This window comes from Streptomyces sp. CG4, from assembly GCF_041080655.1.
Taxonomy (GTDB): Bacteria; Actinomycetota; Actinomycetes; order Streptomycetales; family Streptomycetaceae; genus Streptomyces.
Genome location: NZ_CP163525.1, coordinates 5,688,796 through 5,710,589, shown reverse-complemented (window position 1 = coordinate 5,710,589; position 21,794 = coordinate 5,688,796). Strand labels below are relative to the sequence as shown.

Sequence of the window (21,794 nt, the reverse complement as noted above, 5' to 3'; positions counted from 1 at the left end):
GGCGCGGTGACCAGTACCGCGTCCTCCATGGACCTCCGGCAGGGCCAGGCGCCGCACGACCAGCGGCCGTCTTGGCAGCAGCGGCTGCGCCGATTCGGCTACGTACCGGCCGAGGACGCTCCCTCGGGCGACGTACGCGACCGGCTGGTACCCCCGTATGCCGAGCCGAGCCCCCGGCTGTGGCAGGCGCTCGGCGTGTCGCCGCTCCTCGCCGAGCGGATCACGCGCTGGTCGGGCTGGGGCGGTCCGCTGCTGGTGACGCTGATGGCGGGCCTGATGCGGTTCTGGAACCTGGGCAGCCCGCGCGCGGTGATATTCGACGAGACGTACTACGCCAAGGACGCCTGGGCGCTCGTCCACCGCGGTTTCGAGGTCAACTGGGACAAGAACGCCAACGACCTGGTGCTGCGGACACACGGTCACCTCACGATCCCGACGGACGCGGCGTACGTGGTGCATCCGCCGGTCGGCAAGTACGTCATCGGGCTCGGCGAACTGGTCTTCGGGTTCGACCCGTTCGGCTGGCGGTTCATGACCGCGCTGCTCGGCACGCTGTCCGTGCTGCTGCTGTGCCGGATCGGGCGCCGGATGTTCCGCTCGACGTTCCTCGGCTGTCTCGCGGGCACGCTGATGGCGGTGGACGGCCTGCACTTCGTGATGAGCCGGACCTCACTGCTCGACGGCGTGCTCATGTTCTTCGTACTGGCCGCGTTCGGCTGCCTGGTCATCGACCGGGACCGGGCTCGGGAGCGGCTGGCCGCCGCGCTGCCGGCCGACCCGGACGGCCGGGTCCGCCCGGACGCGCGCGTGGCCGACACGTTCCGCTTCGGCCTGCGCCCCTGGCGCTGGGCGGCCGGGCTGATGCTGGGCCTGGCCATCGGCACGAAGTGGAACGGCCTGTACATCCTGGCCGCGTTCTGTGTGATGACGGTGCTGTGGGACGTCGGCACCCGCAGGACGGCCGGTGCCCGGCACGCGTACGTGGCGGCCCTGAAGTACGACACGGGCATCGCCTTCCTCGCGACGGTCCCGGTGGCGATCGCCGTCTATCTGGCGTCCTGGACCGGCTGGATCCTTTCTCCGGCGGACGGCACCGGCGGCTACTACCGCAACTGGGCCGCCACCGACGGCAAGGGCGGCAGCTGGGCCTTCCTGCCGGACTGGCTGCGCAGCCTGTGGCACTACGAGCACGAGGTCTACAAGTTCCACATCGGGCTCACGCAACCGCACACGTACCAGTCCAACCCGTGGAGCTGGATCGTGCTGGGCCGCCCGGTGTCGTACTTCTACGAGTCCCCGAACCCCGGTGTCGACGGCTGCCCTTCGGACGCCGGGCAGAAGTGCGCCCGTGAGGTGCTGGCGATCGGCACGCCGCTGCTGTGGTGGGCGGCCTGCCTCGCGATCCTGTACGTGCTGTGGCGGTGGGCCTTCCGCCGCGACTGGCGCGCCGGTGCCATCGCGTGCGGGATCGCGGCCGGTTACCTGCCCTGGTTCATGTACCAGGAGCGCACGATCTTCCTCTTCTACGCGGTCGTCTTCCTGCCGTTCCTGTGTCTGGCGGTGGCGATGCTGATCGGTGCGATCGTCGGCCCGGCGGGCTCCTCCGACACCCGCCGGGTGGTCGGCGCCTCGTCGGCGGGCGTACTGGTACTGCTGATCGCCTGGAACTTCATCTATTTCTGGCCGCTCTACACGGGCACCGCGATCCCGATCGACAGCTGGCGGTCACGGATGTGGCTGGACACCTGGGTGTAGCTGGGCACAGACGCCATGAGGGCGCGGCCGGCTGCCGCACCCTCATGGTCGTTGTTGGTCGTCAGTGGTCATCGTCGGTTCCCCTCGGAGCGTCGACCTATGATCTCGGGCGAGGGAGACACCCAGAGCGGGAGGCAGGCGAGCGGTACGCATCGGCCCCCGAACACGGCATGCAGCGGGACCACACGTCAGGATCGCTTGACCTCGAATACGTCGACCTTGTCGTTCCAGTTGCCACCGCCGGGGTAGGCCATGTTCTTGAAATTGGCCCAGCCGTGCGGCGGAAGAAGGTCCCGCTGCCGGTCGTGCAGCAGCCCCGAACGGGAATCCCAGATCTTCGCGTACCCGTAGTTGATCGTCCAGCGGCCCACCCAGTAGTAGACCGAGCTGAGCTTGTCACGGAACCCGTAGTCGCCGAGGTTCTTCTTGCCACTGCTGGAGAACTGGAGTCGCCGGCCCCGGTAGTTGGCGTCCTGGTACAGGCACCAGTAGTCGGCGGCACAGTTGCCACGCGGGTCAGAAGCCCGGAGCGTGGACGCCTTGAGAGATTCCTGCCGGACCTTGGCGGGAAGATCTGGGTCCGCCAGGGACTCCTCGGTCGTGTCGTGGCAGTGAACCTCCCCGTTGGGAAGTTCGGTGCAGACGTCAGCGCCTTCCCAGGACTCGGCGAGGTTGATCTTCCTCCCGTCGTAGTCGGCGATCACCGGATGCACCGGCCCCGTCGACGGCTCTGCCGACGGCGTCGGATCCTGGCTCGCGGTGGCCGAAGGCTCCACGCCGGGTTCAGCCGCGAGCGCCGGCGGAACAGTCCCCACAAGGACGGCGCCGGCGCAGGCCACGGTCACGAAGGCGGAGGCAAGGGTCCTGCGTATCAAGAGTTGTTCTCCACGGTGGTGTCGAAGTGATGCAGTCTGGTCCCGTCAGGGCCATACACGTTCAGCACATAGCCCTGAGCGAGGCTGACACCCTCCCTGGTCAGGAGGGACGCCAGCGTCTTGTCGAAGGTGTCGATGCCACCGCCGTAGCCGGACCTTTTGCGGGTCCACACGGTCAGGGCCAGCACACCTTCCCGGTTCTTCGTATGCGTGAGCCCGTACACGTCGGCGTCTCCGCCGGCCTTTCGGTAGCGCGCCGCCAGGTCGCGGCCCGCACCTGCAGGGGACGCGCTGATGGTCGGCGGGCCGTCGGACGGCCGCGGACTCCTACTCTTCGCCGAGGGCTCCGTACTGCACCCCGTCAGCAGGATGAGCGCGGCCAACACGACTGAGGGAAGCGTTCGTTTCATCACGGCGGCCCGTCAAGCCTGCCGGCGGGCAAGCCGGTCCACTGCACGCTTACGAGCCGGCTGATACGGGTCCGGGCCGGTTCCCGCTCCCTCGCCCGGCGTCTCGTTCCAGCCACGTATCCTGCCCGCGATCTTCGCCAGCCGGACATCTCCGGGCTTGACGTCGATGGAGAACAACCCCTCGTAGGGGCGGCGGTCGTCACCACCCCAGCGGACAACGCCTTCGCATTCGGCGAGGATGTCCCGGACCGTGTCCTTCTGCACGTCGGTGAAGCCACCCTGCGCACCGGGCGTGTACCAGGTGGGGCGGCTCACGACCGCTGTACCGGAGGCCTGGTTGCTCTCCGGAAGAGCACTGTTGCGTACCTCGCCGGGGTGAGTCCATCCCAGGAGTGCCGGGGCTTCGTTCTTGGTGCCGAGTCCGTCGATCTCGTAGTTGAAGCGGCGGATCACGTGGGTAAGGACGGTTGCCACATCACCAGCGCGGACCGCCACGGTGAGCGGGCCTGGGGTGCCCGCGACGTCACAGGTCCAGATCGATCCGCCGGCGTCGGTCTCCTTCTCCATCTCCCACCCGTTGGCGGACGGGCGGCCCGTGAGGAGTCGTCGCCGCCGGGCTTCGAGGCTGCGCAGTGCCTCCTTCAGCTCATCGTTCTTCACGGGATCGGGGCCGGGCTGGGATGCGGCCACGGCCGGGACGGACAGGAAGCCGGCGGAGGAGAGGGTTGCGGCCGCGGTGACGCCCATCGCCGTGGTGAGGGCGTGTCTGCGGGTCGGTTAGGTGTGACTCAACGGATCAGTCCTTGGCCGATGCGCTGCGCTCGCCGGGACAGCAGGACGGAGACGGCTCCGCAGGTCAGGCCGAGCAGCAGCAGGACGAGAAGGGTCGGGTTGACGTAGTGCGGAATGAGGATGGAGTAGTCGCGGCCGTCCGCTGCCCGGCATACGAGCCGCAGGGGGACGAAGTCGCCTCGCATGCCGACGAGGTGCCGCACGTCCGGAGGGCGAGCCACCTCGCACGCCTGGCCTTCCTCCTCGCGGTCCATGAAGATGACGTGCAGACATCCCCAGAGGTAGAGCGCGAGTGACGCGGCAGCCGTCAGCAGGGACGCATCCCGCCAGACAGCCGGCGGAGTGCAGGAACGCAGGTTCCGCGGTGTGAGTCGCGAACACAGGTAGACGAGGAGTGCGAGCAGCGCCGCCGCTCCGCAGAGCGCGATGGCGAAGAGCGCTGGGAAGTTGTGCCCCTGCCATGGATCGGATGCGGTGATCATGGCCGGTCAGGACTCGCGGATGATGCGGTTGTACTTCTCGAAGATCGCGTACAGCGGCACACGCAACTTCGCGTCGGCCTCGGCCTGGTCGCCGAATCCCTGGTAGCGGCGGAGGATTTGACAGGTCTCGGCGTCGGTGTAGTCGAGTGCGGGGTGGCGGATCGGGGTCTCGTCGTGATCACCCTTCTTCCCGTCCGCCGCCCAGATGTGCATGTGTGGGACGGTTCCCACGTTGAATGAGGCCGGACTGGATGATCCTGCAGAAATCCGCCGACGGCATCGTGGACGCGTTCAGCTTCGGGTGTTTCGAGGCCGGCGTGGACAGCGTGGTGGGGCCGAAGCTGTTCGACAGGCTCTTGATGCCCAGTTCTCACTGAAGCGCCCTGGTGAGGCTGTACATCGTGGTCCAGCCGGTCTTGCCGTCTTCCTTGACGGTCATCCCGATGCGGGAACCATAGACTTTGTTGACGAACTGCCGGGCTTTGAGCACCATCGCATCGGCCATGCGTAAGCGTCCTCGTTCCCCCCGGTCGCCGGCTGACCTGTACGCACGACAGACAGGGTCAAGATCCGCCCATGTGCGAGTAAATACTAGGCATAGATCAACCAATTGACGCAAGGCGGGCTGGGCACGCTCGATATCGGCGATGTTCCCGGTGATGTCGATCTCGGATTCGCTGCCGTCCGCGTCCAGCTGGTGCCGTACCCGATCGGAGCGGGCACGAGATGTCGGGTGCGGCAGGCTTGGTCCTTCCTAACGTCGGTGTTCGAAAGGGAAGGAGGCCGGGGTTGCTGGATCGGCTGAACCAGGCCATGGAGCACATCGAGGGTCACCTCGACCAGCCCATCGAGGTGACCGCGCTGGCCCGGATCACGGTCACGTCGGAGTACCACTTCCGGCGGCTGTTCTCCTCGCTGGCGGGGATGCCGCTGTCGGAGTACATCCGACGCCGGCGGCTCACCGTGGCGGGGGCCGAAGTGCTGGCCGGGGAACCGACGTTGCTGGAGATCGCGATCCGGTACGGCTACACCTCGGGGGAGGCCTTCGCCCGGGCGTTCCGCGCCGTGCACGGTGTGGGTCCCGGCGAGGCCAGGCGTACCGGCGCGGCTCTGAACTCGCAGCCCCGGCTGTCCTTCCGCCTCATTGTCGAAGGGAACAGCACCATGCGGTACCGCATCGTGGAGAAGGAAGCATTCCGGGTCGTCGGCAAGAAGGCCCGCGTCCCGCTGATCTACCAGGGCATCAACCCGCACATCGCCGAGCACATCCAGAGCATCTCGCCGGAGACGATGCTGCGGATCGTCGGCCTCTCGGACCAGGACCCGGAGGGCGTGGTGTCGGCGACCGTGCGCCTGTCGGACGGCTTCGAGGAGGGCAGCGCACTCGACTACTACCACGCGGTGGTGACCACGGCCGCCGAGTTGCCCGAGGACCTCGACGTGCTGGACTGCCCGGCGGGCACCTGGGCCGTGTTCGCCAACACCGGGCCGTTCCCGCAGGCGCTGCAGCAGATGTGGGGTGACGTGGCCGCCCAGTGGATCCCGTCCAACCCGTACGAGTACCGTCCGGGGCCGGAGATCCTGCGCACCCGCCCGTCGCAGGACGACCCGACGCAGTCCGACGCGCAATTGTGGATCTCGGTGACCCGCACCACGGTCTGAGCAGCGCGGTCAGGGGCGGGGCGGCCACCGTCCGCCCCGCTTCGGCGTCCGGTCCGGCGGCAACGGCTCCGTCCGCGCCCACTGCCTGGTCAGGACCGTGGAGAGGCGAGGCAGCGGGCGGCGACTTCATCTCATTCCGGCTGCTTTGCACCGGTACCGCGTCGGGACACTGTTGACTCACCGGGTGGACGCTGTGCGGATTGTCGCAAGCTTGCTACGGATCGTCCGCAGACATCACCCTCGTAGGTGGGGACTTTATGGTGGGTGGCGTCGTTGAGGAGTGTGTGGGCCACGGGGACCCTGGGGAAGGCACGGAGGAACTGAGGCTGTGGGCAACAGAAGGCGCGTCGCCGAGCGACGGAAGACCACCAGGCCCGCCGTGGTCGGCGGCATGATCGCCGTGTTCGTCGGCGGCGTCGGGTTCGGTGCCTACGCACTGACCGACGGCGGCGCGGCGGCCGACGAGCGCACGTCCGCCTCGGCCGACCACAAGGCCGTCAAGTCCGGTCCCCTCAGTGCCGCCGAGGTCCGTACGGCCTCCACCCAATTCCTCACGGCGTGGCAGCAGGGCAGGATCGACGAGGCGGCCGCCGCCACAGACGACGCCTCCGCCGCCACCACACTCCTCGGCGGCTACGCCAAGGATGCCCGTCTGAAGGACGTCACGCTCACGCCCGGCACGCCCGCGGGCGCCAAGGTGCCGTTCACCGTCAAGGCGACGGTGTCGTACAAGAGGCTCAGCAAGCCGCTGGCGTACGGCAGTTCGCTCACCGTGGTGCGACGGGCGAGCGACGGCAAGCCGCTGGTCGACTGGCACTCCGCCGTCGTCCACCCGGATCTGAAGGACGGCGACACGCTCGTCACCGGCGAGTCCGGCACCCCGCCGATCAAGGCGCTGGACCGTGACGGCGACGAGCTGACGGCCGCGAAGTACCCCTCCCTGGGCCCGGTGTTGGACAGCCTGCGGGAGAAGTACGGCAAGACGGCGGGCGGCAAGGCCGGCATCGAGCTGCGCGTGGTGCGCGGCAAGGCCTCGCAGAAGGCCCAGCTGTCCGACAAGACCCTCGTGGAACTGAGCAAGGGCACGCCGGGCACGGTGAAGACGACGCTGAACCCGACCCTCCAGGCGGCCGCCGAGCAGCAGGTCGGCAAGCAGCAACAGGCGTCCGTGGTCATCGTGCGGCCCTCGACCGGCGAGATCCTCGCCGTCGCCAACAGCGGGCACGGCTTCAACGTCGCCTTCCAGGGCTCCCTCGCGCCCGGCTCCACGATGAAGGTCGTGACGTCGACGATGCTGTTCGAGAAGAACCTCATCACCCCGGACGCGTCGCACCCGTGCCCCAAGACGTACAAGCTGGCCGGCTGGACGTTCCACAACGACGGCGACTCCGAGATCAAGAAGGGCACGTTCAAGCAGAGCTTCGGCGCGTCCTGCAACAACGCCTTCATCGACTTCGCGCCGAAGCTGTCGAACGACGACCTGACCAAGGAGGCCCAGCAGGTCTACGGCCTCGGCATGGACAACTGGTCCATCGGCGTCCCGTCGTTCGACGGCTCCATCCCGGTTGAGAGCGGCGCGCAGATGGGCGCCTCGCTGATCGGGCAGGGCGGCGTGCGGATGAACCCGCTGAACATGGCGTCGGTCGCGGCGACGGTGGAGTCGGGTGTCTTCCACCAGCCGTATCTGGTGTCCCCCACGGTGGACAACCGCACGCTGGCGAAGGCGGCGCGCACCATGTCCGCCAAGACGCAGTCCGAGCTGAAGGACGTCCTGCGGTTCACCGCGGACTACGGCACCGCGGCCAAGGCGATGGCCGGCATGACCGGGGACTACGGCGCGAAGACGGGCTCCGCCGAGGTGGACGGGCAGAAGAAGCCGAACGGCTGGTTCACCGCCTACAAGGGCGACCTGGCCGCCGCGGGCGTGGTGCAGGCGGGCGGGCACGGCGGCGACACGGCCGGACCGATCGTGGCGGCTCTGCTGAAGACGGGCGGCTGATCAGCCCCGCACGGGCTCTGCGGTGTAGGTACGGCGCAGGAATCTGAGCAGCGCCTTCGACTCGAACTGCACCACCTCGACACCGTGGTCGGAGTGGAACTCCACGACCGCCTGGACGCGTCCGCACGGCCACACCCTTACGGCACCGCTCTCGGCCGGTGCCCGCAGTCCTCGTTCCAGCAGTGTGCGCGAGAAGGTCCACTCGTGCGTGCCGGGCACGGGCAGGTCGACCCGGACGGACCGTGGATCGGAGTCGGGGTCGTACCGAAGCAGCACCGGTACGGCCCCCGGGTCCTCCTCGTCCGTGACGATATGGGCGCGCGCGTACTGCTCGACCACAGACATCGGAACGCCCTTTCACGCTGAGTGACATATGCGAAAGCTGCGCTTCCGCTTTCTCTCCAATGTCGCACATTTCCCGGTTCACGCCCTCGGGAACACCCTGCGCACCGCTCTGCGACGAGGAGCCGATGCGAGCGCACAGGCTGGAGCTGCCGTTCGGTTTCGATCCGAAGTCCGTGACAATGGGCGCGTGACGAACGAGGACCGCACCGTCGAGGGGTCGCTGCTGCTGGACGACCAGCTGTGCTTCGCGCTGTACGCCGCACAGCGCGCCGTGACCGCCGCATACCGTCCCCTGCTGGACGACCTCGGCCTCACTTACCCGCAGTACCTCGTACTGCTGGTGCTGTGGGAGCGCGGCGAGACCAGCGTGAAGGAACTGGCGCGCGCCCTGCGTCTGGACTACGGGACCGTATCGCCGTTGCTGAAGCGGCTGGAGGGGGCGGGTCTGGTGCGCAGGGAGCGCGCGGCCGGCGACGAGCGCTCGGTGCTCGTCGCGTGCACGGGGCGCGGGGAGGAACTCAGGGAGCGCGCGACGCGCGTGCCCGGCGCGCTGCTCACGACTACGGGCCTCGGTGCGCAGGAGGTCGCGCGGTTGCGCGAGGAGTTGTGGAAGCTCACCGAGCGCGCCGACACGGTGGCCGACCGGCACTGACCGCGCGAGCCCCACGGCACCGGTCACTCGGTACCACGCCCTGATCTCGCGTTACCCGCGGTTGCCACCCCCGGGTACCGCCTGCTGACCTACCAGCCAGTACCTTGTGCACGATGTACTTGTGCGCCACTTTTCCCGGGGGAGGCCGGCCATGGCCGAGGACACCGCTGTCGACGCCCGTCCGACGAAGATCATGTATGTCGCCGAAGCCACCGCGCACGGCGGCCGCGACGGCTACGTCACCAGCCAGGACGGCCGGCTGGAACTGAAGGTCGCGATGCCCGTGGAACTGGGCGGCGACGGCAACGGCACCAACCCGGAACAGCTGTTCGCGGCCGGCTACAGCTCCTGCTTCCACAACGCGCTGATCCTGGTCGGCAACCGCGCGGGCTACGACCTGACCAGCTCGACGGTCGCCGCCAAGGTCGGCATCGGCCCGAACCGGCAGCGCGGCTACGGCCTCGCGGTCGCCCTCAGCGTCTCCCTGCCGGTCCTCGACGCGGACCTGGCGGCCCGGCTCGTGGACGCGGCGCACGAGGTCTGCCCGTACTCCAACGCGACGCGCGGCAACATCGATGTAACGATCCTGCTGGGCTGATCCCACCGAGGAATCCCAGGCACGCGACCCGTGTTCCACCCACTGTCGCAGGCGATGGGACAGCGAGAGAAAGGGCGGCGGGCGTGGACGTGAACGGCACAGTGGCCGAGGGCTTCGAGCCGGTCGAGGAGGCGTTCGCGGCGAACTTCGCGCTGCTCGGGGAGCGGGGCGCGGCCGTCGCCGTGTACCGCGACGGGCACAAGGTCGTCGACCTGTGGGCCGGCGCGAAGGACGTCGACGGCATGGCCGGTGCGCCCGGTACGGCCCCGTGGGAGCCCGGGACCGCGCAGATCGTGCGCTCCGCGACCAAGGGCGTCGCGGCCGCCGCGCTCCTGCTCCTGCACCAGCGCGGCGAACTGGACCTGGACGCCCCGGTCGGCACGTACTGGCCGGAGTACAAGGCGGCCGGCAAGGAGCACACCCTCGTCCGGCACCTGCTCGCCCACCGCGCGGGCGTGCCCGTGCTGGACCGCCCGCTGACCCCCGCCGAGGCCGCCGACCCCGACCTGGGCGCCGCGGCGGTCGCCGCGCAGGCGCCGGTGTGGGAGCCGGGCGCGGACCACGGCTATCACGCCCAGACCTACAGCTGGCTCACCGGCGAACTGATCCGGCGGATCACCGGCCGCCCGGTCGGCGAGTGGATCGCGCAGGAGATGACCGGCCCCGTCGGCGCGGACCTGTGGCTCGGCCTGCCCGGGTCGGAGCACGCGCGCGTGGGTCGCGTCGGCCCGGTCGAGGCGCCAGAGACGGCGGGCGGCCTGAAGACGCGCCCCAAGCGCGCGGTGGCCGAGGCGTACGCCGACCCGGAGTCGCTGACCCGGCGCGCGTTCGCCGCGATCACCCCGCTCCCCGACGAGAACGACCCCGCCTACCGCGCGGCCGCCCTGCCCGCCTCCAACGGCATCGCCACCGCCGACGGGCTGGCCCGCTTCTACGCCTCGCTCATCGGCGAAGTGGACGGCGGCACCCGGCTGTTCACCCCGGAGACGACGGAGCTGGCCCGCGCCGAGCAGTCCGCCGGGCCGGACCGGGTCCTGGTCGTCGGCACCCGGTTCGGCCTCGGCTACATGCTGCACGGCGCCGCGTCCCCGCTGCTCTCCCCCGGCTCCTTCGGCCACCCGGGCCGGGGCGGCGCCCTCGCCTTCGCCGACCCGGAGACCGGCATCGCCTTCGGCTATGTCACCAACGGCTTCCGGAAGAGCGTGACGGCGGACCCGAGGGCACAGGCGCTGGTACGGGCGCTCCGCACAGCGCTCGCGTAGCACCGCGCACCCCGAAGTGCACGCCTTGGCGCCCCGCGCGACATCACCGGCCGCGCGACCTCACACGTTGATCGCGACCTCACACGTTGATGGTGTGCGAGGTCCGCCCTGACTCCGCGTCGATCTCGTCGTGGGCCTTGGTCAGCAGTTGCATGGCCAGTTCGTTGAGGGCACGTGCGCCGGCTATCTCCTCGCCGACCCGGGGCTGGTTGGCGTCGACGCGGTGCCGGGTGGCGTGGCCGTGCGCCCGTACCTCGGTGCCGTCGGGCAAGCGCACTAGGGCCGCCGCATCCGTGTGCTGATCGTTCTCCTTGAACTCCAGCTCGACATGCCATCCGACAGCGGTGTGCATCATGACGATCACCTCCGAAAACCACTGCTTCCAGGGTGCGCCCCGACGCGCGGAACGTCACGTGGAGGCCTGGCGGCGGCCCTGCCGCTCGCCTGGCCGCTCGTCGAAGCTGGCGAAGTAGGCCGCCGCCATGTCCTCGTCGGCGTGCCCCTGGGCGGCGGCGCGGGCGAACCGTTCGGCCGCCGCCTCGGCGACGTCGAGCCGTACGCCTCCCTGCTCGGCGGCCTGCACGATGAGCCGCGCGTCCTTCTCGGCGGTGGCCACGGCGAACGACGCCGGGGTCAGCTTCCCGTCGAGTACCAGCGCGGACTTGGCCCGCAGGTACCCCATGTCGAGCGGTCCTCCGTCGATGAGGTCGAAGAAGCCCTGCGGGTCGACGCCGAGGCCCTTCGAGAGGGCCAGCACCTCACCGGTCGCCGCGGTGACGGCGAGCACCCAGCTGTTGGCCACCAGCTTCAGCCGGCTGGCGCTGCCCGCGGCCCCGTCCTCGCCGGTCCACACCGTCTTGGCGCCGACGGCGTCGAAGACCGGCGTGACCGTCTCCCGGCCGTCCTCGGGCCCGGCGGCCAGCACGGTCAGCCGACCGGCCTCGGCGGGCTGGCGGGTGCCGAGGACCGGGGCGTCGTAGAACACCAGGCCGTGCTCGCGGGCGAAGCCGGCCAGGTCGGAGACCAGCTCGATCCCGGCGGTGGTGCACTGCGCCCACACGGTGCCCGGACGCAGCGCCGGTGCGGCCTCGCGCATCACGTCCAGGACGGTGTTGCCGTCGTAGAGCATGGTCAGTACGGCATCGGCGCCCTCGACGGCCTCGGCGGGCGTGCCGGTGACCCGGATCCCGTCGACGGCCAGCGGTTCGGCCTTCTCGCGGGTACGGTTCCAGGCCCGGACCCCGAGCCCGGCGCGGGCGAGGTTGCGGGCCATGGCGGCACCCATGATGCCGGTGCCCAGGACGCTGACGGTCGGTTTGTCGGTCATGACGGCTCCCTCGTACGGTTCGTGACGGCCCCACGTCATCCTGCTACCCGGCGTACAGCATCAGTCCTATCCCCACGACCAGCAGTCCCGCCGCCGCGATCCGGGGCGCCCCGAAGCGCTCCTTGAAGAAGAGGGCGCCGATGGCCGCGCCGACGATGATCGAGGACTCGCGCAGCGCGGCGACGGGGGCGAGGGCGGCGCGGGTCTGGGCCCACAGGACGAGGGCGTAGGCGGCGACGGAGAGGAAGGCGCCGAGGAGACCGAGGACGGCATACGGCCGCAGCAGCCGTACGGTCCCGCCCCGCACGCGCGCGTACATGTACGCCGGGACGACGGCTCCCTGAACGGCCATCAGCCAGGCGATGTAGCCCAGCGACGACGGGGAGGCGCGTACGCCCAGGCCGTCGAGCACCGTGTACGCGGCGATCGTCAGCCCGGTCGCCAGGGCGGCACCGATCGCGGCCCAGTTGGGCCGGTGGCCGCGCAGTCCCCACAGGCTGACGCCGCCGAGCCCGAGGCACGACACCGCGATGCCGGCCGCCGACCACGCCCCGGGCACCTCGTGCGCGAACACCGCCGCCAGCACGGTCACCACGAGCGGTGCGCTCCCGCGCGCGATCGGATAGGCCTGCCCGAAGTCGCCCAGCCGGAACGAGGTCATGAGCAGCGCGTAGTAGGCGACGTGCACGGCGGCGGAGGCGAGGAGGTACGGCCAGGCCGCTGCCGCCGGAAACGCCACGAACGGCACCAGCGCGAGCCCGATGAGCAGTCCGCCGCCGGAGATCAGCGTGAACCCGACCAGCTTGTCGGTGATCTTGTGCGCTATGGCGTTCCAGCTGGCGTGCGTGACCGCGGCGAGCAGGACCGCGGCGGTCACCAGTGGCGTCACAGCGAGCCTTCGGGGCGGGCTCCGGACTCTTCGGCACCGGTGGCGGCTGTCGTGATCATGCAGGCACGGTAGCGGTCGTTGTACAGCGCACGCGACTGGGTTGCCGCGCCCGCGCGAGACGCCACGAACCCATACGGCCGCCGCACGACTGGCACGCGAATCGGGGCCTGAGGATGCTTGAGCGTGTGGTGTACGGCGCGACGGTGAGGGGAGCGGCTCCATGAGAGCAGCGAGCGGGAGGCGCACCACCGTCCGCGGCTGGTGTGTGCGCCACCTTCGGCTGCTGCCCGTCCTCCTGCTCGTCGGAGGCGCCCTCTTCGACTACAACACCGCTCCGCATGTCAGTGGAGAGGCCTTCTACACGGCCGCGCCGATGGCAGCCGCCGCGCTGCTGTCGCTTCGCGCGACGGTCCTGGCGGGCATCGGTGCCTGCGCCACCGACATCGCGCTGCTCGTCCACTTCGGCCTCCTGGGGGATTCCGGTGGGCAGAGCGAGCTGGCCGCGGTCGCGACGGTCTCGGCCCTCGCCGTCGTCGTCAACCGTCTCATGCACTACAGCAACCTGCGTCTGGAGTCCGCACGAAGAATCGCCCTGGCCGTCCAGCGCGCCGTGCTGCCGCAGCTGCCGTCCTCGATGGGCTCCCTGCGGATCGCCGTGCGCTACCAGGCGGCGGTGAAGGACGCGCAGATCGGCGGCGACCTGTACAGCGCCCAGGACACCCCGTACGGCGTGCGCTGTCTGGTCGGGGACGTACGGGGCAAGGGCCTGGACGCGGTCCATGCGGTGGACGTGGCCATGGGGGTGTTCCGGGAGGCCGCCGAGGAGGAACCCACGCTCGTCGCGATCACCGCCAGACTGGAGCGGGCACTGCTACGGGAAAGAGGGCGGCGGACGGGACCCGAGCGGACCGAGGGGTTCGTCACCGGCGTTCTCGTCGAGATCCCGCACTGCGGCGATGAACTGCGGCTGGTCAACCGCGGCCATCCGGCGCCCCTGGTCCTGCACGCCGGCCAGGTGCGCAGCGCGGAGCCGTCCGAACCGGCCCTCCCTCTGGGACTGGCGGAGCTGAGCACCGGCCAGGACCGGACCGACACGGTGCCCTTCCCTCCGGGAGCGACTCTCCTGCTGTACACGGACGGGCTGAACGAGGCACGCAACCGCGCCGGGGACTTCTACGACCCCGCGGCCGGGCTCACCGGACGCGACTTCGCCGGACCGGACGCACTGCTCGACACCCTTCTCACCGAGGTGAACCGCCACACCGGCGGCCGCATCACCGATGACCTGGCCCTGCTCGCGGTCACCCGAGACGGATGAGGAAATCGGCCCAGGCGGCCGGGGTGACCTTCAGCTGCGCGGTGTCGGGGGTTTTGGAGTCGCGGATGTGGATGGTGGTGGGGGTGGTGGCGACTTCGACGCAGTCGCCAGGCGCACTGCTGTCGCTGCAGCTGCTCTTGAACCAGTGAAGTTCGGAGGTGCTCATAGTCTCCCCAGCGTTCGCTCGATGAAGGCCAGTGACTCCCCCGGCGTGAGAGCCTTCCCCGTGCCATCGATGAACTTCAGCACCTGGACCAGGCCATCCATCCCTGCATGGCCCTCCCTGTCAGTCGGCATGACCTGAAGCGAAACATTCCGCAACTCCCTCACCTCCAGAAGGTGTTCGAGCTGTCGGCGCAGCACCTGAGCGTCGGGGCGGGCTCCCTCTCGAAGATCGGTTTACGTGCCATACGTGCAGCCGTCTCCCGCTCCACGTCGTCCGGCGAGTACGCGGGCTGGCGCGTCTCGTACAGTGCCCGCGCGTACTCCGGCGTCTGAAGCAACCCCTGGATGTTGTGGTTGCTGTACTGCATCAGCTCAACCGCCCCGGCCGCTTCCCGGCAGACCTTGAGCAGGCGACCCACCGCCTGCACCATCGGCTCGATCTCGTCGCCGGGTTCGACGTCCCAACCCGCCTCGTCCACGCCCTCGTTCACGCTCACGCACCTCCAACGCGCACCTTTACCCGTACAACGCCCGAGACAGCCAAGACAGCCGGGACAAACCCGGGACAGAAAAAGGCCGGTGAGAGTGCAAGCCCCGTCCCCACGGGCACTCTCACCGGCCGGTCCGCTACCGGAAGCGGTGCGTCAGGCGCGTACCAGCTCCCTCTCCTCGTCCGGATCGGCGTTCTTCTGGAGGCCCTCGCCCTCGACGTCCACGTTGGGCAGCGCGCGGTCGAGCCACTTCGGCAGCCACCAGGCCCGCTTGCCGAGCAGCGCGAGCACCGCCGGGACGATGGCCATGCGGACGATGAACGCGTCGAAGAAGACGGCGATCGCGAGGCCGAAGCCGATCATCTTGATCATCGCCTCGGTGGAGCCGATGAAGCCGGAGAAGACGGCGATCATGATGACGGCGGCGGCGGTGACGACCCGTGCGCCGTGCTTGAAGCCGGTGACGATGGCCTGGTTGGGCTTCTCGCCGTGGACGAACGCCTCCCGCATCCGGGTCACGAGGAAGACCTCGTAGTCCATCGCGAGACCGAAGACGACACCCACCATGAAGATCGGCATCATCGACATGACCGGGCCGGTCTGCTCGACGTTCATCAGGCCCGACAGCCAGCCCCACTGGAAGACCGCGACCACGGCGCCGAGGGCCGCGAGCACGCTGAGCAGGAAGCCGAGGGCCGCCTTCAGCGGGACGAGGACCGAGCGGAAGACCACGATCAGGAGCAGGAAGGCCAGGCCGACGACCAGCGCCAGGTACGGCAGGAGCGCGTCGTTCAGCTTCTGCGAGACGTCGATGTTCATCGCCGTCGAACCGGTGACCAGGACCTTGGAGTCGGTCTCCTTCGCGATGTCCACGCCCTTGTCACGGATGGTGTGCACCAGGTCCTGGGTCGTCTGCGAGGACGGCTTGGACTTGGGTACGACCGTGATCGTCGCGGTGTCGCCGGCCTTGTTGGCCATGGCCGGGGTGACCGTGACGACGTCCTTCAGGCCCTTGATCTCGTCGCCGACCTTGGTGAAGGCGGCCTTGGGGTCGTGGGCGTCCTTGGCATCGACCACGACCATCAGCGGGCCGTTGAAGCCGGGCCCGAAGCCCTCGGAGAGCAGGTCGTAGGCGCGGCGCTGGGTGGTGGAGGTGGGCTGGGAGCCGTCGTCGGGCAGGCCCAGTTCCAGGGAGGTGGCCGGGATCGCCGCCGCGCCGAGGCCGAGCACGCCGAGCAGCAGGACGGCGACCGGGCGTCGTACGACGAAGCTCGCCCAGCGGGTGCCCATGTTGGGCCGGCCCGGCTTCTTCGGCGTACGGCCGCCGCCGAGCAGCTTGCTCTTCTCGCCGGCCGGCTTGACCTTGCGGCCCGCGTAGCCGAGCAGCGCGGGGATCAGCGTCAGCGCGATCAGGACGGCGATGGCGACCGTGCCCGCCGCCGCGATGCCCATCTTGGTGAGCATCGGGATGTTGACGACCGACAGGCCGACCAGGGCGATGACGACGGTGAGGCCGGCGAAGACCACCGCCGAGCCCGCCGTACCGACGGCCCGTCCGGCCGCTTCCTCGCGTTCGCGGCCCTCGGCCAGTTCGGCGCGGAAGCGGGAGACGATGAAGAGGGCGTAGTCGATGCCGACGGCCAGGCCGATCATGGACGCGAGGGTGGAGGTCGTGGAGCCGAGGTCCAGGGCGCTGGCGAGCGCGGTGATCGTGGAGACGCCGATGCCGACGCCGATGATCGCGGTGAGCAGCGGGAATCCGGCCGCGAGCAGCGAGCCGAAGGTGATGACGAGGACGACGGCGGCGATACCGATGCCGATGACCTCGCTGGAGCCGGTCTTCGGGGCCGCGCTCAGCGCGTCACCGCCGACCTCGACGGTCAGTCCGGCGTCCCGCGCGTGCTGTGCGGCCTGCTTCAGGGCGTCCCTGGAGGAGTCCTTCAGCTGCATGCCGGAGACCTTGTACTTCACCGAGGCGTAGGCGATCGTGCCGTTCTTGCTGACGGCGTGCCCGGTGTAGGGGTCGGCGACGGAGGTGACCTCGGAGCCGCTGCCGAGTTCCTTGACGGTCTTCTCGACGGCCGCCTTGTTGAGTTGGTCGGTCATCTTCTCGCCGGCCGGCGCCTTGAAGACGACGCGCGCGGTGGCACCGTTGGCACTCATCCCGGGGAAGCGCTGTTCCAGCAGGTCGAAGGCCTTCTGCGCCTCGGTGCCGGGGATCGAGAAGGAGGTGTTGCCGGCGGCCGGCGCGGAGGCGGCGCCCACCCCGGCGAGGGTGAGCAGCGCGACCCATATCAGGGCGATGAAGTGCCGTCGCCGGAAGGCGAGACGGCCGAGTTTGTAGAGCATCGTGGCCACGGAGACGTACTCCCGGTCAGGTCGTGGGGTTCATCAGGGCAGGGGTGATCAGCCCGACGACGTGAGCGGTGACGTCAGGTGGTGGGCTTACTCGGGGATCAGAAGGTGATCAGGGTGATCAGGATGATCGGTTGGTGATCGGGTGGTGATCAGGTGGTGATCAGGTGGTGGGAGCGCCGAGGGCGGGGAGGACCACGGCGTCGATGTACGACAGAAGGAAGGCCTGCGTCGGCGGCTGCTCGTCGATGAGCGTGCGGGCGGCGAACCCGCCGATCATCATGTGCATCACGTAGTCGATCGCCGGGTTGTCCGCGCGGACCTCGCCCCGGTCGATCGCCCGTTGCAGCACCCGGCGGAACGCCGCCATCTCCGGCTCGATGAGATGGTCCTTGAACGCGCGCAGAAGGTCCGGGTTGCCGTGCATGGCCATCGCCAGACCCCGCATCAGCGCGGAGTTCTGCTCCATCTCGCAGTCGTCGGAACGCAGGGTGAGGGCGTGCAGATCGCTCCTGAGCGATCCGGTGTCGACCTCGTCGGCGGAGCCGCCCGGCTTGCTGTGCCGCACCGCCTTCGCCACCAGCTCGGCCTTGCCGCCCCACTGGCGGTAGAGCGTGGCCTTGCTGGACTTGGTGCGCGCGGCCACGGCGTCCATGGTGAGGGCGTCGTAGCCGACCTCCCGGAGCAGGTCGAGCACGGCCTCGTACAACTCGGCCTCACGCTCGGGCGTGATCCGGCTGCGGCGCCCCGGTGCAAGCACCGGCTCCACCGGAGCGGCCGACGCCGCGCCGCTGACCGACGCCTCGGTCATGCCACTCACCTTCCCACTCCGTCGCCTTCCGGTTTCGTACCACCATGAACATACCCTGAGAGCGTGCGAAACGAAACCGTTTCGTACGTGCTTTGGGTCACGAACGTGAGGGGCGCATAAGTTGCTGGGTCCCAGCGGGCGGAAAAGCATGGGGAGGTGAGCTATCTGCGCCTTCCCCACCTGAGCGGCGATCTGCTGTGCTTCGTGGCCGAGGACGACCTCTGGCTGGCCCCTCTCGACGCCCCGGGCCGGGCCTGGCGGCTCACGGCGGACCGTACGAAGACCGGGCACCCGCGTTTCTCGCCCGACGGCCGCCAGATCGCGTACACGACCTGGCGCAGTCTCGTGCCCGAGATCCACCTGGTCGGCGTCGACGGCGGACCGACGCGGCAGCTGACGTACTGGGGCAGCGCCGACACCCAGGTCTGCGGCTGGACGCCCCCGGAAGAGGACGGAAGGTGCCGCATCCTGGCGGTGGCCTCGCACAGCCAGCCCTTCTCCTACTTCACCTGGGCCTACAAGGTCCCCACCGACGGCGACCCCGGCGGGCGGCTGCCCTGGGGCCCGGTCGCCGACATCCAGGTCGCCGACGTCGCCGGCGAGCACAAGACCCTCCTGCTCACCGGCACCCCGCCGCACGAACCGGCCTCCTGGAAGCGCTACCGCGGCGGCGCCATGGGCCGGCTCTGGCTGCACGGGCGGCAGCTCGTGCCCGACATCGGCGGCCATCTGGCCTGCCCCATGTTCGTCGCCGGCCGGATCGCCTTCCTCTCCGACCACGAGGGCGTCGCCAACCTCTACTCCTGCGCCCATGACGGCACCGACCTGCGCCGTCACACCGACCACGACGCCTTCTACGCCCGGCACGCCTCCAGCGACGGCACCCGGGTGGTCTACCAGTGCGCGGGCGACCTGTGGCTGGTGGACGACTTCGCCCCGGATGCCGTACCGCGCAAGCTGGACGTCCGCCTCGCCGGGCCGGCCACCGGGCGCCGCCGGTACCAGGTGCCGGCCGCGCAGAACGTCGACGGCATCTCCGTGGACGAGACCGGCCGGGCCAGCGCCGTCGTCGTACGCGGCAGCCTGTACTGGCTCACCCACCGCGACGGCCCCGCCCGGACGATCTCCGACACGCCCGGCGTGCGGGTACGGCTGCCGGAGATGCTGGGCACGACCGGTCAGGTGGCCTATGTGACGGACGCCGAGGGCGCGGACGCCGTGGAGATCGCCCAGCTGCCCCGCGCGACGGGCGACCGCACGCCCCGCCGGCTCGCCTCCGGCGCACTGGGCCGCGTCCTGGAGATGGCCTCCGATCCGGAGGGCGAACGACTCGCGGTCGCCTCGCACGACGGGCGGTTGCTGCTGATCGATGTGCTCGATGCGTCGGAGGGAGAGGCTGGGGAGGATGGGGACGCCGCGCGCAGCGACGAGGCCACCGCAGCCGCGGCGGATACCGGCGAACAGGACACGGGAGCCACGGCAGGCGCGGGCGGACAGGGCGCGAGCGCCGCGGCCGTAGCCGACGGGCCGGGCGCCGGACCCGCGGAAGCCGCCGGAGGCCACGTCACCGAGCTGATCCGGTCCGTCAACGGCCCCGTCCGCGACCTCGCCTTCTCCCCGGACGGGGCGTGGCTCACCTGGTCCCATCCGGGCATCGGCCGTTCCCTGCGCAAGATCAAACTGGCCCGGATAAAGGACCGGCTGATCGTGGACGTGACCAACGGCCGCTTCGAGGACGAGAAGCCGGTCTTCACCCGCGACGGCCGGTATCTTGCCTTCCTCTCCTGGCGCGGCTTCGACCCGGTGTACGACGTCCACACCGGCGACCTGTCCTTCCCGCTCGGCTGCCGCCCGTACCTCGTCCCGCTGAACTCGGTGACCCCCTCCCCCTTCGCCCTCAACCCCGAGGGCCGTCCGGCGGCCGGCGGGCTGGACCCGGTCGAGGACGAGGAGACGGGCGAGGCCGGCACGGTGACGGTGGAGGTGGAGGGCCTGGCGAACCGGGTCACGCCGTTCCCCGTGATCGCCTCGAAGTACTCCGCGCTGTGCCCGGTCGCGGGCGGCGGACTGGTCTGGCTGCGCTGGCCGATCTCCGGCGCGCTCGGCGAGACCTTCGTCAACCCGGCCGACATCAGCGGTCGTCCCACTCTGGAGTACTTCAACATCACCAAGGCGAAGAAGGCCGAACTGGTCGACCACCTGGACTGGTTCGCGGTCAGCGGCGACGGCACCCGGCTGGTCGTCGTGGACGAGGGCGACCTGCGCGCGGTGCCCTCCACGGAGTCCGGCGACGCGGACACGACGGTCTGGATCGACCTGCGCCGCATCCTGCACGAGGTCGACCCGCCCGCCGAATGGCGCCAGGCCTACGACGAGGCGGGACGGATCATCCGCGCCTACTTCTGGGACCCCGGCATGTGCGGCATCGACTGGGACGCGGTGCTCGACCAGTACCGCCCGCTCGTCGAACGGGTCGCCTCCCCCGACGAGTTCGCGGATCTGCTGCGCGAGGTACTCGGCGAACTGGGCACCTCGCACGCCTACGTCACCGCCGCCCGCCGCAACGAGGGCCCGCCCCACTACCAGCGCTGGCAGGGCCTGCTCGGCGCCAACCTCGTACGCCGGGACGAGCACTGGATCGTCAAACGCATCCTGCCCGGCGACTCCTCCGACTCCAAGGCCCGCTCACCGCTGGCCGGCACGGGCATCCGCGAGGGCGCCGCCCTCACCCACGTCGACGGCCGCCCGGTCGATCCGCTGACCGGTCCGTTCCCGCTCCTCGCCGGTTCCGGGGGTACGACCGTGGAGCTGACGTTCGTCCCGGCGGACGGGGAGTCGGGCCGGGCCCGCCGGGTCGCCGTCGTCCCGCTCATCGACGAGCGTCCGCTGCGCTACCAGGACTGGGTCGCCAAACGCCGCGAGGTCGTACGGGAGTTGAGCGGCGGCAAGTGCGGCTATCTGCACATCCCCGACATGGGCGGCTCGGGCTGGGCCCAGTTCAACCGCGACCTGCGCATGGAGGTGTCCCGGCCCGCCCTGATCGTGGACGTGCGCGGCAACGCGGGCGGGCACATCAGCGAACTCGTCATCGAGAAGCTGACCCGGACGATCCTGGGCTGGGATCTGACGCGGGACGCCCAGCCGGTGTCGTACACCTCGAACGCGCCGAGGGGCCCGATCGTGGCCCTGGCCGACGAGGCGACGTCGTCCGACGGCGACATGATCACGGCCGCGTTCAAGCTGCTGAAACTCGGGCCGGTGGTCGGGCAGCGCACCTGGGGCGGTGTGGTCGGCATGACCGGCCGCCACCGGCTGGGCGACGGCACGGTCATCACGGTGCCGATGAACGCCGCCTGGTTCGACGCCTACGGCTGGTCCGTGGAGAACCACGGCGTCACCCCCGACCTGGAGATCATGCGCACCCCCCTGGACTGGGCGGAGGGCCGGCACGCCCAGATGGACGACGCGATCCAACTGGCCCTGGACCTCCTGGAATCCATCCCCGCCGCCATCCCCCCCGACTACACCGACGCCCCCAACCGATCCCGCCCGGAGCTTCCGCCTCGGGAGAAGCGGGGGGAGGAGTAGGCACCACCCCGAACAAAC

Annotated in this window: 22 protein-coding genes and 2 pseudogenes; 10 read left to right on the top strand and 14 right to left on the bottom strand. The window is 70.0% G+C overall.

The genetic code is table 11. From position 1 onward, the window contains the following. Positions 1–6 precede the first annotated feature (6 nt). The gene (locus AB5L52_RS26090; RefSeq protein ID WP_351027408.1) at positions 7–1,755 is read left to right on the top strand and encodes a phospholipid carrier-dependent glycosyltransferase; all 1,749 of its coding nucleotides are present in this window, start codon (positions 7–9) and stop codon (positions 1,753–1,755) included. 188 nt (positions 1,756–1,943) lie between these two features. Here AB5L52_RS26090 and AB5L52_RS26085 read toward each other — a convergent pair whose 3' ends face one another. The 5 genes from AB5L52_RS26085 to AB5L52_RS26065 form a co-directional block, all read right to left on the bottom strand. Continuing rightward, positions 1,944–2,630: a peptidase inhibitor family I36 protein gene (locus AB5L52_RS26085; RefSeq protein ID WP_369366537.1), complete on the bottom strand. Its 687-nt coding sequence runs from the start codon at positions 2,628–2,630 to the stop codon at positions 1,944–1,946. Then, positions 2,627–2,854: a hypothetical protein gene (locus AB5L52_RS26080; protein WP_369366535.1), complete on the bottom strand. Its 228-nt coding sequence runs from the start codon at positions 2,852–2,854 to the stop codon at positions 2,627–2,629. The genes AB5L52_RS26085 and AB5L52_RS26080 overlap by 4 nt, the downstream gene beginning before the upstream one ends. A gap of 198 nt (positions 2,855–3,052) precedes the next feature. Continuing rightward, the gene (locus AB5L52_RS26075; protein ID WP_369366533.1) at positions 3,053–3,787 is read right to left on the bottom strand and encodes a hypothetical protein; all 735 of its coding nucleotides are present in this window, start codon (positions 3,785–3,787) and stop codon (positions 3,053–3,055) included. Between the two features lie 41 nt (positions 3,788–3,828). Beyond that, positions 3,829–4,314 carry a hypothetical protein gene (locus tag AB5L52_RS26070; RefSeq protein ID WP_369366531.1) on the bottom strand — a complete coding sequence of 162 codons (486 nt, stop codon included), beginning with the start codon at positions 4,312–4,314 and terminating at the stop codon, positions 3,829–3,831. Between the two features lie 6 nt (positions 4,315–4,320). Beyond that, positions 4,321–4,527 (bottom strand): hypothetical protein, encoded by a 207-nt coding sequence (locus tag AB5L52_RS26065; RefSeq protein ID WP_369366529.1) that lies wholly within the window; start codon positions 4,525–4,527, stop codon positions 4,321–4,323. Positions 4,528–4,565: 38 nt separating this feature from the next. Between AB5L52_RS26065 and AB5L52_RS26060 the strand changes: the two genes are divergently transcribed. Further along, positions 4,566–4,691 carry a hypothetical protein gene (locus AB5L52_RS26060; RefSeq protein WP_369366528.1) on the top strand — a complete coding sequence of 42 codons (126 nt, stop codon included), beginning with the start codon at positions 4,566–4,568 and terminating at the stop codon, positions 4,689–4,691. On the opposite strand, the gene AB5L52_RS26055 is transcribed toward AB5L52_RS26060, so the two are convergent. After that, positions 4,685–4,819, bottom strand: coding sequence for a hypothetical protein (locus AB5L52_RS26055; protein ID WP_369366526.1), 135 nt, complete (start codon positions 4,817–4,819; stop codon positions 4,685–4,687). The genes AB5L52_RS26060 and AB5L52_RS26055 overlap by 7 nt on opposite strands. Positions 4,820–5,103: 284 nt before the next feature. Here AB5L52_RS26055 and AB5L52_RS26050 point away from each other — a divergent pair, with 284 nt between their 5' ends. Together AB5L52_RS26050 and AB5L52_RS26045 are read left to right on the top strand one after the other, a co-directional pair. After that, the gene (locus AB5L52_RS26050) at positions 5,104–5,976 is read left to right on the top strand and encodes a GyrI-like domain-containing protein (RefSeq protein ID WP_369366524.1); all 873 of its coding nucleotides are present in this window, start codon (positions 5,104–5,106) and stop codon (positions 5,974–5,976) included. A gap of 328 nt (positions 5,977–6,304) precedes the next feature. Continuing rightward, the gene (locus AB5L52_RS26045) at positions 6,305–7,975 is read left to right on the top strand and encodes a penicillin-binding transpeptidase domain-containing protein (protein ID WP_369366522.1); all 1,671 of its coding nucleotides are present in this window, start codon (positions 6,305–6,307) and stop codon (positions 7,973–7,975) included. Here AB5L52_RS26045 and AB5L52_RS26040 read toward each other — a convergent pair whose 3' ends face one another. Beyond that, complete coding sequence (locus AB5L52_RS26040; protein ID WP_351027396.1) at positions 7,976–8,320, bottom strand: SsgA family sporulation/cell division regulator; 345 nt, start codon at positions 8,318–8,320, stop codon at positions 7,976–7,978. A gap of 107 nt (positions 8,321–8,427) precedes the next feature. Between AB5L52_RS26040 and AB5L52_RS26035 the strand changes: the two are divergent. The 4 genes and pseudogenes from AB5L52_RS26035 to AB5L52_RS26020 all read left to right on the top strand — a co-directional run. Next, positions 8,428–8,511: pseudogene (locus AB5L52_RS26035) on the top strand (cobalt ABC transporter ATP-binding protein); the annotation flags it as partial. Then, positions 8,508–8,972 (top strand): MarR family transcriptional regulator, encoded by a 465-nt coding sequence (locus tag AB5L52_RS26030; RefSeq protein WP_351027395.1) that lies wholly within the window; start codon positions 8,508–8,510, stop codon positions 8,970–8,972. The pseudogene AB5L52_RS26035 and the gene AB5L52_RS26030, both read left to right, overlap by 4 nt. Before the next feature lie 151 nt (positions 8,973–9,123). Next, a complete protein-coding gene (locus tag AB5L52_RS26025; protein ID WP_351564333.1) occupies positions 9,124–9,570 on the top strand; it encodes an organic hydroperoxide resistance protein in 447 nt (148 codons plus the stop codon). A gap of 83 nt (positions 9,571–9,653) precedes the next feature. Further along, on the top strand, positions 9,654–10,832 hold the full coding sequence (locus AB5L52_RS26020) for a serine hydrolase domain-containing protein (RefSeq protein WP_369366519.1): 1,179 nt from the start codon (positions 9,654–9,656) through the stop codon (positions 10,830–10,832). Positions 10,833–10,911: 79 nt separating this feature from the next. Here the strand turns inward: AB5L52_RS26020 and AB5L52_RS26015 are convergent, their stop codons facing one another. Genes AB5L52_RS26015 through AB5L52_RS26005 form a run of 3 tightly spaced genes read right to left on the bottom strand, consistent with a single transcriptional unit; the run spans position 10,912 to position 13,048 of the window. After that, positions 10,912–11,187: a DUF1876 domain-containing protein gene (locus AB5L52_RS26015; RefSeq protein WP_351027389.1), complete on the bottom strand. Its 276-nt coding sequence runs from the start codon at positions 11,185–11,187 to the stop codon at positions 10,912–10,914. Between the two features lie 54 nt (positions 11,188–11,241). Then, positions 11,242–12,159 (bottom strand): NAD(P)-dependent oxidoreductase, encoded by a 918-nt coding sequence (locus tag AB5L52_RS26010; protein WP_369366517.1) that lies wholly within the window; start codon positions 12,157–12,159, stop codon positions 11,242–11,244. A gap of 43 nt (positions 12,160–12,202) precedes the next feature. Then, the gene (locus tag AB5L52_RS26005; protein WP_369366515.1) at positions 12,203–13,048 is read right to left on the bottom strand and encodes an EamA family transporter; all 846 of its coding nucleotides are present in this window, start codon (positions 13,046–13,048) and stop codon (positions 12,203–12,205) included. A gap of 220 nt (positions 13,049–13,268) precedes the next feature. Here AB5L52_RS26005 and AB5L52_RS26000 point away from each other — a divergent pair, with 220 nt between their 5' ends. Further along, positions 13,269–14,366 (top strand): PP2C family protein-serine/threonine phosphatase, encoded by a 1,098-nt coding sequence (locus AB5L52_RS26000; protein ID WP_369366513.1) that lies wholly within the window; start codon positions 13,269–13,271, stop codon positions 14,364–14,366. On the opposite strand, the gene AB5L52_RS25995 is transcribed toward AB5L52_RS26000, so the two are convergent. The 4 genes and pseudogenes from AB5L52_RS25995 to AB5L52_RS25980 form a co-directional block, all read right to left on the bottom strand. Continuing rightward, complete coding sequence (locus AB5L52_RS25995) at positions 14,350–14,532, bottom strand: DUF397 domain-containing protein (protein WP_369366511.1); 183 nt, start codon at positions 14,530–14,532, stop codon at positions 14,350–14,352. The genes AB5L52_RS26000 and AB5L52_RS25995 overlap by 17 nt on opposite strands. Beyond that, positions 14,529–14,962 (bottom strand): annotated as a pseudogene (locus tag AB5L52_RS25990) (Scr1 family TA system antitoxin-like transcriptional regulator). Before AB5L52_RS25990 ends, AB5L52_RS25995 begins: the two are co-directional and overlap by 4 nt. Positions 14,963–15,175: 213 nt before the next feature. Further along, entirely contained in the window at positions 15,176–17,380 is a 2,205-nt protein-coding gene (locus AB5L52_RS25985) for an MMPL family transporter (protein WP_369366509.1), read from the bottom strand. Between the two features lie 160 nt (positions 17,381–17,540). Further along, positions 17,541–18,188 (bottom strand): TetR/AcrR family transcriptional regulator, encoded by a 648-nt coding sequence (locus AB5L52_RS25980; RefSeq protein WP_351027376.1) that lies wholly within the window; start codon positions 18,186–18,188, stop codon positions 17,541–17,543. A 156-nt stretch (positions 18,189–18,344) separates the two neighbouring features. On the opposite strand from AB5L52_RS25980, the gene AB5L52_RS25975 reads away from it, so the two are divergent. Then, positions 18,345–21,776 (top strand): S41 family peptidase, encoded by a 3,432-nt coding sequence (locus tag AB5L52_RS25975; RefSeq protein ID WP_369366506.1) that lies wholly within the window; start codon positions 18,345–18,347, stop codon positions 21,774–21,776. The last annotated feature ends 18 nt before the right edge of the window (positions 21,777–21,794 follow it).

Excerpts from the sequence above, each read along its gene's own strand:
- AB5L52_RS26075 (WP_369366533.1), bottom strand. The coding sequence starts at position 3,787 with ATGGGCGTCACCGCGGCCGCAACCCTCTCCTCCGCCGGCTTCCTGTCC.
- AB5L52_RS26070 (WP_369366531.1), bottom strand. The coding sequence starts at position 4,314 with ATGATCACCGCATCCGATCCATGGCAGGGGCACAACTTCCCAGCGCTC.
- AB5L52_RS26065 (WP_369366529.1), bottom strand. The coding sequence starts at position 4,527 with ATGCACATCTGGGCGGCGGACGGGAAGAAGGGTGATCACGACGAGACC.
- AB5L52_RS26060 (WP_369366528.1), top strand. The coding sequence starts at position 4,566 with ATGATCCTGCAGAAATCCGCCGACGGCATCGTGGACGCGTTCAGCTTC.
- AB5L52_RS26055 (WP_369366526.1), bottom strand. The coding sequence starts at position 4,819 with ATGGCCGATGCGATGGTGCTCAAAGCCCGGCAGTTCGTCAACAAAGTC.
- AB5L52_RS26040 (WP_351027396.1), bottom strand. The coding sequence starts at position 8,320 with ATGTCTGTGGTCGAGCAGTACGCGCGCGCCCATATCGTCACGGACGAG.
- AB5L52_RS26025 (WP_351564333.1), top strand. The coding sequence starts at position 9,124 with ATGGCCGAGGACACCGCTGTCGACGCCCGTCCGACGAAGATCATGTAT.
- AB5L52_RS26015 (WP_351027389.1), bottom strand. The coding sequence starts at position 11,187 with ATGATGCACACCGCTGTCGGATGGCATGTCGAGCTGGAGTTCAAGGAG.
- AB5L52_RS26010 (WP_369366517.1), bottom strand. The coding sequence starts at position 12,159 with ATGACCGACAAACCGACCGTCAGCGTCCTGGGCACCGGCATCATGGGT.
- AB5L52_RS26000 (WP_369366513.1), top strand. The coding sequence starts at position 13,269 with ATGAGAGCAGCGAGCGGGAGGCGCACCACCGTCCGCGGCTGGTGTGTG.
- AB5L52_RS25995 (WP_369366511.1), bottom strand. The coding sequence starts at position 14,532 with ATGAGCACCTCCGAACTTCACTGGTTCAAGAGCAGCTGCAGCGACAGC.
- AB5L52_RS25980 (WP_351027376.1), bottom strand. The coding sequence starts at position 18,188 with ATGACCGAGGCGTCGGTCAGCGGCGCGGCGTCGGCCGCTCCGGTGGAG.